Raw genomic sequence first — 15,316 nt, forward strand, 5'->3', positions numbered from 1 at the left:
CAAGGGGGTAAAACCTCTCAGAGGCCCACACGCGGCCGTTGAGCGATATTTCGAGAGAAAACCCGGCTAGACTGGGAGTTCGCAATATCGATGTGGAGAATGTCTTCTGATGACGCCTGAATCCCCCGCCGACGAGTCCGAATCGACCACCGGGGGAACCCCCGACCCTTCGACGGGTGCGACCGGAGGAACATCGAACGCACCCGCGGGCGACCTCCCCGAATACGGGGCCGACTCGATCCAGATCCTCGAGGGCCTCGAGGCCGTGCGCAAGCGCCCCGGCATGTACATCGGGTCCACCGGTCCGCGCGGTCTGCACCACCTGGTCTACGAGATCGTCGACAACTCGGTCGATGAGGCGCTGGCCGGCTACGCCGACACGATCCTGGTGACCCTCCTCGCCGACGGCGGCGTGCGCGTGGTCGACAACGGCCGCGGCATTCCCGTCGATCCGCACTCCTCCGACCCGACCAAGTCGACCGTCGAGGTCGTGCTCACGATCCTGCACGCCGGTGGCAAGTTCGGCGGCGGCGCCTACGCCGTCTCGGGCGGTCTGCACGGCGTCGGCTCCTCGGTCGTGAACGCGCTGTCGACGCGCTTCGAGGTCGAGGTCAAGCAGAAGGGCTTCGTCTGGCGGCACAGCTTCGCCGACGGCGGTGCCCCGCAGCAGCAGCTCGAGAAGGGTGAGGCGACCGACGAGACCGGAACCGCGATCACCTTCTGGGCCGACGGATCGATCTTCACCGAGACGACCGAGTACGACTACGACACCCTGCGCACGCGCTTCCAGCAGATGGCGTTCCTCAACAAGGGACTCCGCATCGAGCTGAGCGACGAGCGTCCGTCCTCGACCTACGAGATCGAGGAGAACGGGCAGACGATCGAGAAGCAGCCCGGCGACGTCTTCTTCTACGAGCGCGGACTCGTCGACTACGTCGAGTACCTCAACAAGGTGCGTCACGCCGAGGTCGTCACCGAGGAGATCATCGCGTTCGAGTCCGAGGACACCGAGCGCAAGATCTCGCTCGAGGTCGCGATGCAGTGGACCACCTCGTACACCGAGAACGTCTTCACCTACGCGAACACCATCAACACGCACGAGGGTGGAACGCACGAAGAGGGCTTCCGCGCCGCACTGACCACCCTGGTCAACAAGTACGCGCGCGCGAACAACCTGCTCAAGGAGAAGGACGACAACCTCTCGGGCGACGACGTGCGCGAGGGGCTCACCGCCGTCATCTCGATCAAGCTCGGCGAGCCGCAGTTCGAGGGACAGACCAAGACCAAGCTCGGCAACACCGAGGCGAAGGCGTTCGTGCAGAAGGTCGTCGGCGATCAGCTCGGCGACTGGTTCGAGCGCAACCCGAGCCAGGCGAAGAACGTCATCCGCAAGGCGATCGATGCGGCGACCGCGCGCCTGGCGGCTCGAAAGGCGCGGGAGACCGCGCGTCGCAAGAGCGTCTTCGAGTCGGCCGCGATGCCCGACAAGCTCAAGGACTGCACGAGCAAGGACCCGTCGATCAGCGAGATCTTCCTCGTCGAGGGTGACTCGGCCGGCGGTTCCGCGGTGCAGGGTCGCGACCCGCACACGCAGGCGATCCTGGCGCTCCGCGGCAAGATCCTGAACGTCGAGCGCGCGCGCCTCGACAAGGCCCTCGGCAACAAAGAGGTCCAGGCGATGATCCAGGCCTTCGGCACGGGCATCGGCGAGGACTTCGACATCGAGAAGGCCCGCTATCACAAGATCGTCCTGATGGCGGATGCCGACGTCGATGGCCAGCACATCACGACGCTGCTGCTCACCCTGCTGTTCCGCTACATGCGCGGACTCATCGAGGCCGGCTTCGTGTACCTCGCGATGCCGCCGCTGTACCGCCTGAAGTGGTCGAACTCGCCGCACGAGTACGTGTTCAGCGATGACGAGCGCGACGCGCTGCTCAAGTACGGCCTCGACAACGGCAAGCGCATCCCGAAGGATGCAGGCATCCAGCGCTACAAGGGTCTCGGCGAGATGAACGCCAAGGAGCTGTGGGAGACCACGATGGATCACTCCACCCGCACCCTCCGTCAGGTGACGATCGAGGATGCCGCGGCCGCCGATGAGATCTTCAGCGTGCTGATGGGTGAGGACGTCGAATCGCGCCGTACCTTCATCCAGCGCAACGCCAAGGACGTCCGCTTCCTCGACATCTGACGCCACCCTGGGTCCCTGAGCTTGTCGAAGGGTCCCGGATGCTTCGACAAGACTGAACGACCGGAATCGAAAACCACATGACTGACGAAGAACGCCCCGTCCCCGAGCACGACCACGGCCGGATCGACCAGGTCGACCTGCAGTCGGAGATGCAGCGCAGCTACCTCGACTACGCGATGGCCGTGATCGTCGGCCGCGCGCTGCCGGATGTGCGCGACGGCCTCAAGCCGGTGCACCGCCGCGTGATCTACGGCATGTACGACGGCGGGTTCCGCCCCGACAAGTCGTTCTCGAAGTGCGCCCGTGTCGTCGGCGAGGTCATGGGTCAGTACCACCCGCACGGCGACTCGGCGATCTACGACGCCCTCGTCCGTCTCGTGCAGCCGTGGTCGCTGCGGTACCCGCTGGCACTCGGCCAGGGCAACTTCGGGTCGCCCGGCAACATGGGAGCCGCCGCCCCTCGATACACCGAGACCAAGATGGCCCCACTCGCGCTCGAGATGGTGCGCGACATCGAAGAGGACACGGTCGACTTCACCGACAACTACGACGGTCAGACCCAGGAGCCGACGGTCCTCCCGGCCCGGTTCCCGAACCTCCTCGTCAACGGCTCGGTCGGTATCGCGGTCGGTATGGCGACGAACATCCCGCCGCACAACCTGCGCGAGGTGTCGGAGGCCGCGCTCTGGGCCCTCGACAACCCCGACATCACCCGCGAAGAACTGCTCGACGGCCTGATCCAGCGCGTTCCCGGCCCGGACTTCCCGACCGGCGCGCAGATCCTCGGCACCAAGGGCATCCACGAGGCGTACCGCACCGGCCGCGGATCGATCACGATGCGCGCCGTCGTCAACGTCGAGGAGATCCAGGGTCGTACGTGCCTGGTCATCACCGAGCTGCCGTATCAGGTGAACCCCGACAACGTCGCGGTCAAGATCGGCGACCTCGCCCGCGACGGCAAGATCACGGGCATCGCCGACATCCGCGACGAGTCCTCCGACCGCACGGGTCAGCGACTGGTCGTCGTGCTCAAGCGCGATGCCGTCGCCAAGGTCGTGCTCAACAACCTGTACAAGCACACGCAGCTGCAGGAGAACTTCGGCGCGAACATGCTCGCGATCGTCGACGGTGTGCCCCGCACCCTCGCGATCGACGGGTTCATCAGCCACTGGATCGCGCACCAGATCGAAGTGATCGTGCGTCGCACGCAGTTCCGCCTCAACGAGGCCGAGAAGCGGATGCACATCCTGCGCGGATATCTGAAGGCGCTCGACGCTCTCGACGAGGTCATCGCGCTCATCCGCCGGTCGCAGACCACGCAGGAGGCGAACGAGGGACTCCAGAAGCTCCTCGACATCGACGAGATCCAGGCCGAGGCGATCCTGCAGATGCAGCTCCGTCGCCTCGCCGCCCTCGAGCGTCAGAAGATCATCGATCAGGCGAACGAGCTCGAAGCGCTCATCACCGACTACAAGGCGATCCTCGCCGACGAGGGCCGCCAGCGCACGATCATCCGCGAAGAGCTCACCGGCATCGTCGACAAGTTCGGTGACGAGCGCCGCACGCACATCCTGCACGGCTACGACGGCGACGTCTCGATGGAAGACCTCATCGCCGAGGAGGAGATGGTCGTCACCGTCACGCGCGACGGCTACATCAAGCGCACGCGCAGCGACAACTACCGCTCCCAGCACCGCGGCGGCAAGGGCATCAAGGGTGCCCAGCTGCGAGCGGATGACATCGTCGAGCACTTCTTCGTCACGACGACGCACCACTGGCTGCTGTTCTTCACGGACAAGGGTCGCGTGTACCGCGCCAAGACCTACGAGGTGCCCGAGGCCGGCCGCGACGCGAAGGGCACGCACGTCGCGAACCTGCTGGCGATGCAGCCCGACGAGAGCATCGCTCAGATCCTCGACATCCGCGACTACGCGGTCGCCGAGTATCTGGTGCTCGCCACGCACAACGGTCTCGTCAAGAAGACCCGCCTCGAGGCGTACGACACCAACCGTCAGGGCGGCGTCATCGCGATCCGCCTGAACGACGACGATGCACTGGTCGGCGCTCTGCTGGTCGATGCCGAGGACGACATCCTCCTCATCAGCCGCAAGGGCATGTCGGTGCGCTTCCAGGCCACCGATGAGGCACTGCGTCCCATGGGTCGAGCGACCGCGGGTGTGAAGGGCATGAAGTTCCGCGAGGGTGACAGTCTGCTCTCGGCATCCGTCGCCGCCCCCGGCCGATTCGTGTTCGTCGTCACCGACGGCGGGTACGCGAAGCGCACGGCCGTCGAGGAATACCGCGTCCAGGGACGCGGCGGATTCGGCATCAAGGTGGCCAAGCTGCACGACGATCGGGGCACTCTCGCGGGTGGTCTGATCGTCTCCGCAGACGACGAGGTCCTTGTGGTTCTGTCCAGCGGCAAGGTGGTACGCTCTGCCGTGGCCGAGGTGCCCGCCAAGGGCCGAGACACCATGGGAGTGGTGTTCGCCCGGACGACGGAAGCCGACCGGATCCTCGCGATCGCCCGCAACGGCGAACGTGGCCTCTCCGACGAAGACGACACGGATGAGGCGGATGCCGCAGCAGACGTCACCGAGACGACAGAGACCCCCGAGGAGAGCACGGACGCATGAGCACGGTAGCCGACAAGCTCGCGAAGAAATCCACCCGTAAGACCGGTGGCAAGCAGGTTCGCCTGCGCCTGGTCTACGTCGACTTCTGGTCGGCCGTGAAGCTCTCCTTCCTCGGAGCTGTGGCCCTCGCCGTCGTCACGATGGTGTCGTTCTTCCTGATCTACCTCGTGCTGCAGGCGACGAACGTGCTGACCACGGCCGATTCGTTCCTCGCGGGCATCACCGACAACGCGTTCAAGCTCACCGAGGTCGTCGGACTGCCGCAGGTGATGGCCTTCGCGGCCGTCGTGGCGATCCTCAACCTCATCGTCTTCACGGTGCTCGGCGCCGTGATCGCGGGGATCTACAACCTCGCGGTGAAGGTCACCGGCGGCCTGCTCGTCGGCTTCATGTCGAACTGACCGATTTTCATGGAGGGGCGGATGCTGCGGCATCCGCCCCTTCGTCGTTCACGGGGGTAGGGAAAACCCGAACACAGGTGTCCGGGTTCCTCGGTGTCGGCGCGATCTGCGCGCCCGTACCTTGGAATCATGACGACACAGACTGCGACCCCGCCGCAGGCGACGGCCGTGAAGCCGCCGCTGAGGATCCCGCTCACCATCCTGCATCTCGCGGGAGTGGGCGTCATCGGCGGCATCATCAACGCGACCCTCATCGGGATACTCGGAACCGGCCTCGGACTGCTCTTCGCCTTCGGCATCGGGCTGGTCTTCCTCGTCGGCCTGGTCTACGCGCTCTTCGGCGTCGGTTGGTTCGAGGTCGCCCGGGTGAGCGCGCTCTACCGCACACCGATCGCCCCGCTGCGTCTGCGGCCGCGCGAACGGCCCGGCTTCGGCGGGTGGCTCCGTGCTCTCGGTCGCCAGACGATCGACGGACGCATGTGGCGGGCGCTCGCGAACTTCGCGATCGCCGTGGTGCTGGGCTTCATCGTGCTGCGTCTCGCCGCCGCGTTCGCGTGGTCGGTCGTGATCTCGTTCGCTCCCCTCACCTCCGCGGAATCGGTGGTCGGCCCGTTCGGCGGTGGCGCACTGCTCGTCGCCTGGGCACCGCTCGTCGGTATCCTCGGGATCGCCGCATCGGTCGCCGGCATGATCGGTCTCGCGCTTCTCCACCGCACGCTGTCGCTCGCGATCGTGGTGCGCAGCCGTGAGGCCGAGCTCACCGAGCAGGTGCGCACGACCACCGCGCAGCGTGAGGGAGCCGTGCGCGCCGCCGACGTCGAACGCACCCGCATCGAACGAGACCTGCACGACGGCGTCCAGCCGCGACTCGTCTCGGTCGGCATGACGCTCGGGCTCGCCCAGCAGAAGATCGAGACCGATCCCGATGCGGCGAAGGAACTGATCGCCGAGGCGCACACCTCCACGAAGGCCGCCATCACCGAACTCCGACAGCTCGCCCGCGGCATCCACGCCTCGGTTCTCGACGACCGGGGACTCGACGCGGCCCTGTCGGCACTCGCCGGTCGCTCGCACATCCCGGTCTCGCTCGACGTCCGCATGGACGGACGATGCAGTCGTGAGGCGGAGGCGGCCGTGTACTTCTCGATCGCCGAGTCGCTGACCAACGCCGCGAAGCACTCGCGGGCCAGCGAAGCGCGAGTGACGGTGCGGATCCGCGAGGGCAACACGCTCTGGGCCCGCGTCGAGGACAACGGCATGGGCGGCGCGCAGGTGCAGCCCGGTGGCGGACTCGACGGGATCGCCAACCGCGTGCTCGCCGCGGGAGGGACCTTCCGCCTCGAGAGCCCGCAGGGCGGCCCGACCAGCCTGGAGGTGAACGTGCCATGCGCATCCTGATCTGCGAGGACTCGGTCCTGCTGCGCGAAGGTCTCGTGCGTCTGCTCGAGGACGCCGGCCACGAGGTCGTCGCGGCACTCCCCGACACCTCGGGACTCGCCGAGGCGGTCGCCACGACGGATCCGGAACTCTGCATCCTCGACGTGCGCCTGCCCCCGACGTTCACCGACGAGGGCATCCGTGCGGCGCTCGGACTGCGGTCGACGCATCCGTCGCTCGCCCTCCTCGTGCTCTCGCAGTACGTCGAGGAGCGCTACGCCTCCGACCTGATCGCCGCGCAGGGCGGCCCGCTCGGCTACCTGCTCAAGGACCGGGTCGCCGATGTCGCCGAGTTCCTGCAGTCGGTGCAGCGCATCGCCGAGGGCGCGACCGTGCTCGACCCCGAGGTGGTGGCGCAGCTGCTCACACGGCGCAATCGCGACGATCGGATGCTGCGGCTCACCGAGCGCGAACGCACCGTGCTGGCGTTGATCGCGGAGGGCAAGTCGAACCAGGCGATCGCCGGACTCCTCTTCGTGTCGGAGGCGAGCGTCGAGAAGCACATCACCTCCATCTTCCAGAAACTCGGGTTCGAGCAGGACGAGTCGGGAAACCGCCGCGTGCTCGCCGCCCTCGCCCACATCGAGAACACCGGCGGTCCCATCCCGCCGGCCACCCAGAACGGAGCGGCGCGATGAGCACCGACCAGAACGACCACCAGGGCGGACACACCCCGCTCACTCCCCCGCCGGCGTCCGCGCCGCCCCAGCCGACGGCATCCGTTCCGCCCACGCCTCCGCCGACCGCGTCCGGCGGGCCGGCCGGTACCGGTGCACGATCGGGCGGGGTGACCGCGATCGCGATCGTCACCGCGGTGGTCGGCGGAATCGCCCTCGTCGGCACGGCGGGGACGGCGGCGATCGGCGCGATGAGCAACGTCAGCGTCGCGAGCAACGCGGGTGGTGACACCGTGCAGGGCATCGACGTCGACGGCATCGACTCTCTCACCGTCGACGCCGATGCGAGCAGCATGCGTGTGGAGTTCGGTGACGTCGATCAGGCGGAACTCTCCATCTCGAACCGCCGTGGCCCGGACTGGACCATCGAGCGCGACGGTGACGAACTGGTGGTGCGCAGTCCCGACAATCGCTGGGACTGGTGGTTCGGCGACTGGGGCCGCGAGGGCGAGGTCGCCGTGCTGACCCTGCCGGAGGCTCTCCGCACCGACGCGATCGACGCCGACCTGACGCTCGACGCCGGAAGCCTCGACGTCGTCGGTGACTTCGGTGCTCTCGACATCGACGTGAGCGCGGGGGCGCTCGACGTCGAAGGATCGGCGACCGCTCTGGCGGTGGACATGAGCGCGGGCCGTGCCGACATCGTCCTCGCCGACGTCGACGACGCGTCGCTGAGCGTCTCGGCCGGAGAACTCAATGTCGAACTGAACGGAACCGCCCCGACGCGGACGACGGTGGAGGTGAGCGCGGGTTCGGTCGACCTCACGGTGCCGGATGTCGCGTACGACATCACCCAGAGCGTCGACGCCGGGTCCCTCGATGCTCGGGTCGAGCAGTCCGCGAGCGCCCGACGCAGCATCGAGGTCTCGCTCTCGGCCGGTGGCGTGACGATCCGTCCGGGCCGCTGATCGCCCATGAGCGCGGGGACTCGCCCGGGTCCCCGCGCTCGATTGGGAGTTTCGGCGAATCTCCGGTAAAGTTTCGGAGGTTGACGGGCCCATAGCTCAGGTGGTTAGAGCGCTTCACTGATAATGAAGAGGTCCCAGGTTCAAGTCCTGGTGGGCCCACACATCAACTCAAGAAATACCCCTCGGGGCCTTAGCTCAGTTGGTAGAGCGCCTGCTTTGCAAGCAGGATGTCAGGAGTTCGAATCTCCTAGGCTCCACACTGTGTTGAGACAGTTCGAGAAGGCCCCGCCAAGTGCGGGGCCTTCTCGTTTCCACAGGTGTTAACAACTCTGTTAAGAACTTTGAGGTCGTGCGGGTCACGCTCCTCGAGCGCGACTCTGACCGATGATGCTCTGCAGGTAGGTCACACGCTGGAAGGTATCGGCGCGCTGCGCGGCATTCCAGACGGGAACGTTCTCGGTGTACGACTGCCCGCCCGGACCCCAGAGCGTCACGTTCACGTATCCACTCACTCGTGGTTCACGAGCGAAAAGGAAGAGCAAGCTCAGGAGGAAGAACCAGATGAACAGGATCACCATGATGATCGCCCACGCCGGGGTGTGCGTGGTCGTCGCGGTCTGATCCTGCGTGGTCACGTTCACCGTCGATATCGGCCATGTGCCCGCCGGTGTCACGACCCAGTCCGGGGTGGCATGCACGTTGCCGATGGAAACGAGGTACGGAGACACCGGAAGTCCAGTGCCGCCTACGGGTTGCATCGTCATACCTGAACCGTATCGGCAGATTTCGTAGGATTCTTTGGCACACCGATATTCCATGTGGATAACCTCTGATCAGGGATTTCCACATGGAAGACTTCGGGTGCCGACCGTGCAGAGCGGGCGGCTCGTCCGCGTATCGGGCGATCACCGGAGGGGGATTCTCATGGAACAGCAGAAGCAACCGGCGCCCGCGCGCCCGACCGCCGCGTTCGTCGGGGCATCGTGGGTCGCACTCGGAATCGGCGCCTCGCTCTTCTTCATCGGGCTCTACAATGCACACATGCTGCTCTCGGAGAAGGGCTTCTACTTCGCCGTCTTCCTTCTCGGTGTCTTCGCCGCCGTCTCGGTGCAGAAGGCGGTGCGCGACCGCGCCGAAGACATCCCCGTCACGGGCGTCTACCTCGGCGTCTCGTGGAGCATGCTTCTCGCCTCGCTGATCCTCATGACCGCGGGACTCTGGAACGCCGATCTGCTGCTCTCGGAGAAGCGCTTCGACGGGATCGGCTTCGCGATGAGTCTCTTCGCCGTCGTCGCGGTGCAGAAGAACGTGCGCGACCTGGCCGCCGCTCGCGACGGCGACCCCGCTCCGGCGCGCCCGCGGCCGCCGCTCTTCCCGCCTCCGCCCGCACCCTGAGTGTCGGACCGAACCTCCGTACCTCCTCCGAGTGCGGGTGATCGACTCGATCCCGTGGGTCGGCCTCCGTAGCGTGGGACGTATGGACATCAGACGAGGACTCACCATCGGGGCGGTGCTGACGGTCGGCATCGCCCTCACCGGGTGCACCGGCGCGCCGACGGATGCCGGCACGCCTGCGCCCTCGGCATCCGCTTCGCCCGCTCCCACCCCGACGCCCACCCCGACCGCGGATGCCGACACCGACGCGGCCCTGCTGCCGATTCCCGTCGACGACATCAAGGACTGGGCGGACACCGCCATCACCTGGGCCGACGACGCCCAGGGCACCGGTACGTTCTCGGGGTGGCTGAGTGAGCACACCTCCGCGCACCACCTGACGAGCTTCTCGTCGGTGCCCGCCGGCACGTACCAGGGGCAGATCGCCTGCCGCGGCGACGGCACCATCACCCTCCAGGCGGGCGAGCTCGACAGCGACCCGAGCACCGACCCGATCGAGTGCACGAACGCCACCATCGCCTTCGACCTCACGACCACCGGCACCGGGATGAGCGTGATGCTCGATCTCGACGGAGCGCCCACCGTCTACGCCGTCGCCCTCCAGCGGGTGGAGTGACCGTCCCGCGCACTTCTCAGCGAATGGCGCTGATCCGCACCGGTCCGCGTACGTGATCGATGCGCACGGGCTCGCCCTTCTGCGTGACGACGACGTCGCCCTGTGCCGCGAGGGCACCGGCGATCCGGCGCACGTCGTCCATCGAATCCCGCCACGTGTCGCCACCCACGGTGCGGGCGACGTCGCTCGGGCAGATCGACGACCCCTCCCGTCGGCGCGTGAGAGTGCGGATGGCGGCGGCGATCCTCTCGTCGAATCCGCTGCCGGTTCGCTGCTCCCACCACGGGTGTCCGCGCTCCCCGAGGGCGACCTTCGCGTCCTGGACGCGCCCCCGAGCATCCGCTTCCCCGTCCTTGACGGCGCGACGTGCGGCCATCAGTTCGTCGACCAGCTCCTGCCGGAACGAGTCGGGGATCGACGGATCCGTCGCCCGCCAACGCCGTCCGTCGATCACGAAGTGGTGGCCGTCCGGCGTGCGCTCGGGCTCGGTGCGGGGGTCGGTGGAGGTGGACATGGAGTCACTCTGCGCGCGGTTCCCTCGGAGATGAAGGGACTTGACGCGCGGGTGCGAAGGCGTGCACACCCCCTCAGGGGTCAAGACACGCCGTCATCGCCCGCTCGGGCACGGCGCGTTCTGACCCCTCGCGAGGACGACACGCAGGTAGCGCGACTAGCCTGGCGCGCATGACCGAGAACAGCGATCTGACCGACGCGAGCACCTTCGAGCTGGCCGAGCTCTCGATCGGATTCCTCGCCCCGCCCGAGGTCTTCGACGAATTGCACCGCCGCGTGGAGGAGATGCTCGAGACGGAATTCGAGAACGTGGTGTGGGAGATGCACATCCGCGAGAACCTCACCGACGACCCCGACCACCGCGAGAACTACGCCGGCCTCTACGAGCAGGTCGAGATCGAGGAGAAGCACGGGTTGCTGGGCAAGCGGATCGATCCCGGCGAGAGCTGAATCAGTCGCGCGGGGCGGGGCCCTTCGACAGGCTCAGGGACCCAGTCGTGGCTCAGGGACCCAGTCGTGGCTCCGGGACCCAGTTGCTGCACTGGGTCGCTGAGCATGTCGAAGCGTCCCCCCACGCGAACCCTCAGTCCCTCCGGCGGAAGAACCTCGCGCGGGCGGCGGCATCCGCCGGGGTGTAGACGACCAGCTGGATGTCGGTCTGGTCGGACGGCCGCAGCTGGTGGTGCTCGAACACGAGCCTGCCCAGTGACGGATGACGGAACACGCGTTCGCGCGATTCGAACCCCCGCACGTCGTGGCTCTCCCAGCGTTCGCGGAACTCCGGGCTCGCCTCCATCAGCCGCCCGACGAGGTCGCGATAGCGCGGGTCTCCGAGTCGCGGCCCCGCCTCGGCGCGGAACTCGGCGAGGAAGCGGCGGCTGGTGTCGTCCCAGTCGTCGAGCAGGTCGCGCACGGCGGGGTCGGTGAAGATCAGCCAGAGCAGGTTGCGCTTCTCGGGTGGGGTGGTGGCGACGTTCGGATAGAGCGCCTCGTAAGCGGCGTTCCACCCGGCGACGCCCCAGTCGGGCGCGAGTGCGTATGCCGGGTGCTCCTCCAGCGCATCGAGGAAGCGCTGAACGTGGGCCGGTGCGGTCTCGACCGCCTCACCCGTGCCGGGCCGTGCGGGTGCGAACCCGGCCAGGCGCAGCGCGTAGTCGTGCTCGGCCACGGTCAGGTGCAGCGCCGTGGCGACGGCATCCAGCACCTGTCGCGACGGATTGATGTCACGCCCCTGCTCGAGCCAGGTGTACCAGGTGACGCTGACGCCCGAGAGGTAAGAGATCTCCTCACGGCGCAGACCGATCGTGCGGCCGCGACCGGCGGGCGGCAGGCCGTAGGCGGTGCGGTCGAGTTGCTCGCGCCGGGCACGCAGAAAAGCGCCGAGTTCCTTGCGCTGCTGCTCGTCGGTGGCCACTCCACAAACCTAGTGCTCTCACTACTAGTGTCAGCGCCGTCTTCCGGCATCCGTCCCGTCCCGCGAAAGTGGAACCATGCCCACCCCTCTTCGTTCCCGCACCGTCACGCATGGCCGCAACGCCGCCGGAGCCCGCGCCCTCTTCCGCGCCGCCGGCGTCAACGCCGCCGACTTCGGCAAGCCGATGATCGCCGTGGCGAACAGCTTCACCGAGTTCGTGCCCGGCCACACGCACCTGCAGCCGGTCGGACGCATCGTCTCCGACGCGATCTCGGCGGCGGGCGGCATCCCCCGCGAGTTCAACACGATCGCCGTCGATGACGGCATCGCCATGGGTCACGGCGGCATGCTCTACTCGCTGCCGTCGCGCGACCTGATCGCCGACTCGGTCGAGTACATGGTCAACGCGCACCAGGCCGACGCGCTCGTGTGCATCTCGAACTGCGACAAGATCACCCCCGGCATGCTCATGGCCGCGCTGCGTCTGAACATCCCGACGGTTTTCGTCTCGGGTGGTCCGATGGAGGCCGGTCGTGCGACGCTGGTCGACGGATCGGTGCGCACCCTCGACCTGGTCGACGCGATCTCCGAGGCCGCGAACGACACGGTGTCGGATGCCGACATCCAGCGCATCGAGGAGAACGCCTGTCCGACCTGCGGATCGTGCTCGGGCATGTTCACCGCCAACTCGATGAACTGTCTCGTCGAGGCGCTGGGCCTCGCCCTGCCAGGCAACGGTTCGGTGCTCGCCACGCACACCGCTCGTCGCGCGCTGTACGAGAAGGCCGGCGAGGTCGCGGTGCAGATCACCCGTCGCTTCTACGACGAGGACGACCGTTCGGTGCTGCCGCGCGAGGTCGCGAGCTTCGCCGCGTTCGAGAACGCGATGGCGCTCGACATCGCGATGGGCGGATCGACGAACACGATCCTGCACCTGCTCGCCGCCGCCCACGAGGCCGGGATCGACTTCGGTCTCGACGAGATCGATGCGATCTCGCGCCGCGTGCCCTGCCTCGCCAAGATCGCCCCGAACCCGGCCTACGGCCGCATGTACTACATGGAGGACGTGCACCGTGCGGGCGGCATCCCCGCCGTGCTCGGCGAGCTGCGTCGTGGCGGTCTGCTGAAGGAAGACGTGAGCACCATCCACTCGGAGTCGTTCGCGGCCTGGCTCGACGACTGGGACATCCGTGGCGGAAAGGCGACCGACGTCGCGAAGGATCTGTGGTTCGCGGCTCCCGGTGGCGTGCGCTCGTCGAGCGCGTTCTCGCAGTCGGAGCGCTGGGCGGCTCTCGACGAGGACGGCGAGAACGGATGCATCCGCGATGTCGACCACGCCTACTCGGTCGACGGCGGTCTGGCCGTGCTGCGGGGCAACCTGGCCGTCGACGGCGCCGTGGTGAAGACCGCGGGCGTCGACCCGTCGATCCTGGTCTTCTCGGGCCCGGCGGTGGTGTGCGAGTCGCAGGAGGAGGCGGTCGCGAAAATCCTCGGCAAGAAGATCCAGCCGGGCGACGTGGTCGTCATCCGTTACGAGGGTCCCAAGGGCGGCCCGGGCATGCAGGAGATGCTGCACCCGACGTCGTTCCTCAAGGGCCGCGGACTGGGCAAGGTGTGCGCCCTCATCACCGATGGCCGCTTCTCGGGCGGCACCTCGGGTCTGTCGATCGGGCACGTCTCGCCCGAGGCGGCATCCGGCGGCGTCATCGCGCTCGTCGAGGACGGCGACATCATCTCGATCGACATCCCCACCCGCGGCATGACCCTCGAGGTCAGCGAGGCCGAGCTCGAGCAGCGCCGCGCGCGCCTGTTGGACGCCGGTGGGTACCGTCCCGTCGACCGTCAGCGCCCCGTCTCCCTGGCGCTGCGCGCCTACGCGGCCATGGCGACCTCGGCCGACCGCGGTGCGGTGCGCGACGTCGAGGCGGTCGAGAAGGCCCTGCGCGAGCAGGAGGTTCGCCGGGCGTCCGCGCTCGTCTGAAACCCGACGCTGAGGGGTCAGAACACGCCGCTCGCGACTGCACGCCTGCGGCGTGTCGTGACCCCTCACGATCACTGTGAGCGGGTCGACGTCCGCTCGATCAGGCGCATCGGCACCACCACGCTCTCGGGTTCGCGGGTGCGGTCGCCGAGGCGGGCGAGAGCCAGGCGTGCGGCCGACCGTCCGAGCTCTTCGACGTCGCCGGTCACGACGCTGATGCCGAGCACCGTCGCCCACTCCGGGTCGTCGAAGCCGATCACGGCGGGCGGGGCATCCGTCGTCGCGATCTCCTCCATGACGCCGAGCAGCACGCGGTTGTTGCCGGCGACGATCGCGGTCGGAGGTTCGTCGAGGGCGAGCAGTTCGCGCACGCACTCCCGTGACGATGCGACGTCGTGCGCGTCGGTGCGCAGCAGCTCGCGCCAGGCGACCGGTGAGCCGTCGAGCACGTCGCCCATGCCGGCGAGACGGGCCCGGTAGGTGGGCAGCCAGGCGTAGTCGCCGATCAACGCGATGCGCCGGTGTCCGCGATCGATCAGATGCTGGGCGACGAGGCGCCCGCCCTCGCGGTTGTCGAACACGACGGAGTCGGCGGCGAGATTCTCGGCCGGCCGGTCGACGAAGACGACCGGGATGCCGCGGGCCTGCAGCGTCGCGTAGTCGGCGTGATCGGTCATCGCCGAAACCGTGATGACCGCCTTGGTCTGCCGGTCGGCGAGGTCGTGCGCGACGCGCTTCTCCTGCTCGGCGGACTCGCGGGAGTTCGCCACCGACAGGTGCATGCCGCGCGGGCGGATCTCGTCTTCGACGGCCTGGGCGAGAGCCGAGTAGAACGGGTTGGTGAAGTCTCCGGTGATGAGTCCGAGCGAATCCGCGAGACGACCGCTGGCGAGGAGGCTCGCGGCGGCGTTGCGCTGGTAGTCGAGCTCGGCGGCCGCGGCGAGCACGCTCGTGAGGGTCTTCTCGCTGACGTACGACTCGCCTCCGAGTGCACGCGATGCCGTCTTCAGGCTCACGCCGGCGCGTGCGGCGACCTGCGCGAGCGTGGGGCGGGGTGCGGCCCCGTCTTCGTGTGGTGTCATCTGTTCCTCTACCGCCTCGAGCGATCTGCTCATTATGACGGGTGATCCGATGGGGGATGCAT

The 15,316-nt window shown here is 67.8% G+C and carries 14 protein-coding genes and 2 tRNA genes; 12 read left to right on the forward strand and 4 right to left on the reverse strand.

The features are described from left to right. Positions 1-109: 109 nt before the first annotated feature. The 8 genes from gyrB (at position 110) to KV396_RS06610 (ending at position 8,510) form a co-directional block, all read left to right on the forward strand. Positions 110-2,194 (forward strand): DNA topoisomerase (ATP-hydrolyzing) subunit B, encoded by a 2,085-nt coding sequence (gyrB, locus tag KV396_RS06575; RefSeq protein ID WP_247957262.1) that lies wholly within the window; start codon positions 110-112, stop codon positions 2,192-2,194. Between the two features lie 77 nt (positions 2,195-2,271). Then, positions 2,272-4,830: a DNA gyrase subunit A gene (gyrA, locus tag KV396_RS06580; protein WP_247633410.1), complete on the forward strand. Its 2,559-nt coding sequence runs from the start codon at positions 2,272-2,274 to the stop codon at positions 4,828-4,830. Beyond that, entirely contained in the window at positions 4,827-5,231 is a 405-nt protein-coding gene (locus KV396_RS06585) for a DUF3566 domain-containing protein (protein WP_247624045.1), read from the forward strand. Before gyrA ends, KV396_RS06585 begins: the two co-directional genes overlap by 4 nt. Positions 5,232-5,360: 129 nt before the next feature. Beyond that, positions 5,361-6,629 (forward strand): sensor histidine kinase, encoded by a 1,269-nt coding sequence (locus KV396_RS06590; RefSeq protein WP_247957263.1) that lies wholly within the window; start codon positions 5,361-5,363, stop codon positions 6,627-6,629. Next, entirely contained in the window at positions 6,617-7,306 is a 690-nt protein-coding gene (locus KV396_RS06595; RefSeq protein ID WP_247957264.1) for a LuxR C-terminal-related transcriptional regulator, read from the forward strand. Before KV396_RS06590 ends, KV396_RS06595 begins: the two co-directional genes overlap by 13 nt. Further along, on the forward strand, positions 7,303-8,253 hold the full coding sequence (locus tag KV396_RS06600) for a hypothetical protein (RefSeq protein WP_247957265.1): 951 nt from the start codon (positions 7,303-7,305) through the stop codon (positions 8,251-8,253). Before KV396_RS06595 ends, KV396_RS06600 begins: the two co-directional genes overlap by 4 nt. Positions 8,254-8,338: 85 nt before the next feature. Beyond that, positions 8,339-8,412, forward strand: a tRNA-Ile gene (locus KV396_RS06605). Between the two features lie 25 nt (positions 8,413-8,437). Then, a tRNA-Ala gene (locus KV396_RS06610) sits at positions 8,438-8,510 on the forward strand. A 99-nt stretch (positions 8,511-8,609) separates the two neighbouring features. Here KV396_RS06610 and KV396_RS06615 read toward each other — a convergent pair. After that, positions 8,610-8,888, reverse strand: coding sequence for a hypothetical protein (locus KV396_RS06615; protein ID WP_247633407.1), 279 nt, complete (start codon positions 8,886-8,888; stop codon positions 8,610-8,612). 289 nt (positions 8,889-9,177) lie between these two features. Between KV396_RS06615 and yiaA the strand changes: the two genes are divergently transcribed. After that, complete coding sequence (gene yiaA / locus KV396_RS06620; RefSeq protein WP_247957266.1) at positions 9,178-9,648, forward strand: inner membrane protein YiaA; 471 nt, start codon at positions 9,178-9,180, stop codon at positions 9,646-9,648. A gap of 82 nt (positions 9,649-9,730) precedes the next feature. Further along, the gene (locus KV396_RS06625; RefSeq protein WP_247957267.1) at positions 9,731-10,264 is read left to right on the forward strand and encodes a hypothetical protein; all 534 of its coding nucleotides are present in this window, start codon (positions 9,731-9,733) and stop codon (positions 10,262-10,264) included. Positions 10,265-10,280: 16 nt separating this feature from the next. Here KV396_RS06625 and KV396_RS06630 read toward each other — a convergent pair whose 3' ends face one another. Continuing rightward, the gene (locus KV396_RS06630; protein ID WP_247957268.1) at positions 10,281-10,778 is read right to left on the reverse strand and encodes a DUF3253 domain-containing protein; all 498 of its coding nucleotides are present in this window, start codon (positions 10,776-10,778) and stop codon (positions 10,281-10,283) included. Between the two features lie 170 nt (positions 10,779-10,948). Here KV396_RS06630 and KV396_RS06635 point away from each other — a divergent pair, with 170 nt between their 5' ends. Continuing rightward, positions 10,949-11,227, forward strand: coding sequence for a hypothetical protein (locus KV396_RS06635; RefSeq protein ID WP_247957269.1), 279 nt, complete (start codon positions 10,949-10,951; stop codon positions 11,225-11,227). Between the two features lie 133 nt (positions 11,228-11,360). Here KV396_RS06635 and KV396_RS06640 read toward each other — a convergent pair whose 3' ends face one another. Beyond that, positions 11,361-12,191: a helix-turn-helix transcriptional regulator gene (locus KV396_RS06640; protein ID WP_247633402.1), complete on the reverse strand. Its 831-nt coding sequence runs from the start codon at positions 12,189-12,191 to the stop codon at positions 11,361-11,363. 76 nt (positions 12,192-12,267) lie between these two features. Here KV396_RS06640 and ilvD point away from each other — a divergent pair, with 76 nt between their 5' ends. Further along, complete coding sequence (gene ilvD / locus KV396_RS06645) at positions 12,268-14,172, forward strand: dihydroxy-acid dehydratase (protein ID WP_247957270.1); 1,905 nt, start codon at positions 12,268-12,270, stop codon at positions 14,170-14,172. 71 nt (positions 14,173-14,243) lie between these two features. Here ilvD and KV396_RS06650 read toward each other — a convergent pair whose 3' ends face one another. After that, complete coding sequence (locus KV396_RS06650) at positions 14,244-15,254, reverse strand: LacI family DNA-binding transcriptional regulator (RefSeq protein WP_247957271.1); 1,011 nt, start codon at positions 15,252-15,254, stop codon at positions 14,244-14,246. Between the last annotated feature and the right edge of the window lie 62 nt (positions 15,255-15,316).

This window comes from Microbacterium galbinum (assembly GCF_023101185.1).
In the GTDB taxonomy this organism is placed as follows: Bacteria; Actinomycetota; Actinomycetes; order Actinomycetales; family Microbacteriaceae; genus Microbacterium; species Microbacterium galbinum.

Excerpts from the sequence above, each read along its gene's own strand:
- KV396_RS06600 (WP_247957265.1), top strand. The coding sequence starts at position 7,303 with ATGAGCACCGACCAGAACGACCACCAGGGCGGACACACCCCGCTCACT.
- KV396_RS06630 (WP_247957268.1), bottom strand. The coding sequence starts at position 10,778 with ATGTCCACCTCCACCGACCCCCGCACCGAGCCCGAGCGCACGCCGGAC.
- KV396_RS06635 (WP_247957269.1), top strand. The coding sequence starts at position 10,949 with ATGACCGAGAACAGCGATCTGACCGACGCGAGCACCTTCGAGCTGGCC.
- gyrA (WP_247633410.1), top strand. The coding sequence starts at position 2,272 with ATGACTGACGAAGAACGCCCCGTCCCCGAGCACGACCACGGCCGGATC.
- KV396_RS06625 (WP_247957267.1), top strand. The coding sequence starts at position 9,731 with ATGGACATCAGACGAGGACTCACCATCGGGGCGGTGCTGACGGTCGGC.
- KV396_RS06590 (WP_247957263.1), top strand. The coding sequence starts at position 5,361 with ATGACGACACAGACTGCGACCCCGCCGCAGGCGACGGCCGTGAAGCCG.
- KV396_RS06650 (WP_247957271.1), bottom strand. The coding sequence starts at position 15,254 with ATGACACCACACGAAGACGGGGCCGCACCCCGCCCCACGCTCGCGCAG.
- ilvD (WP_247957270.1), top strand. The coding sequence starts at position 12,268 with ATGCCCACCCCTCTTCGTTCCCGCACCGTCACGCATGGCCGCAACGCC.
- KV396_RS06585 (WP_247624045.1), top strand. The coding sequence starts at position 4,827 with ATGAGCACGGTAGCCGACAAGCTCGCGAAGAAATCCACCCGTAAGACC.
- yiaA (WP_247957266.1), top strand. The coding sequence starts at position 9,178 with ATGGAACAGCAGAAGCAACCGGCGCCCGCGCGCCCGACCGCCGCGTTC.
- gyrB (WP_247957262.1), top strand. The coding sequence starts at position 110 with ATGACGCCTGAATCCCCCGCCGACGAGTCCGAATCGACCACCGGGGGA.
- KV396_RS06595 (WP_247957264.1), top strand. The coding sequence starts at position 6,617 with ATGCGCATCCTGATCTGCGAGGACTCGGTCCTGCTGCGCGAAGGTCTC.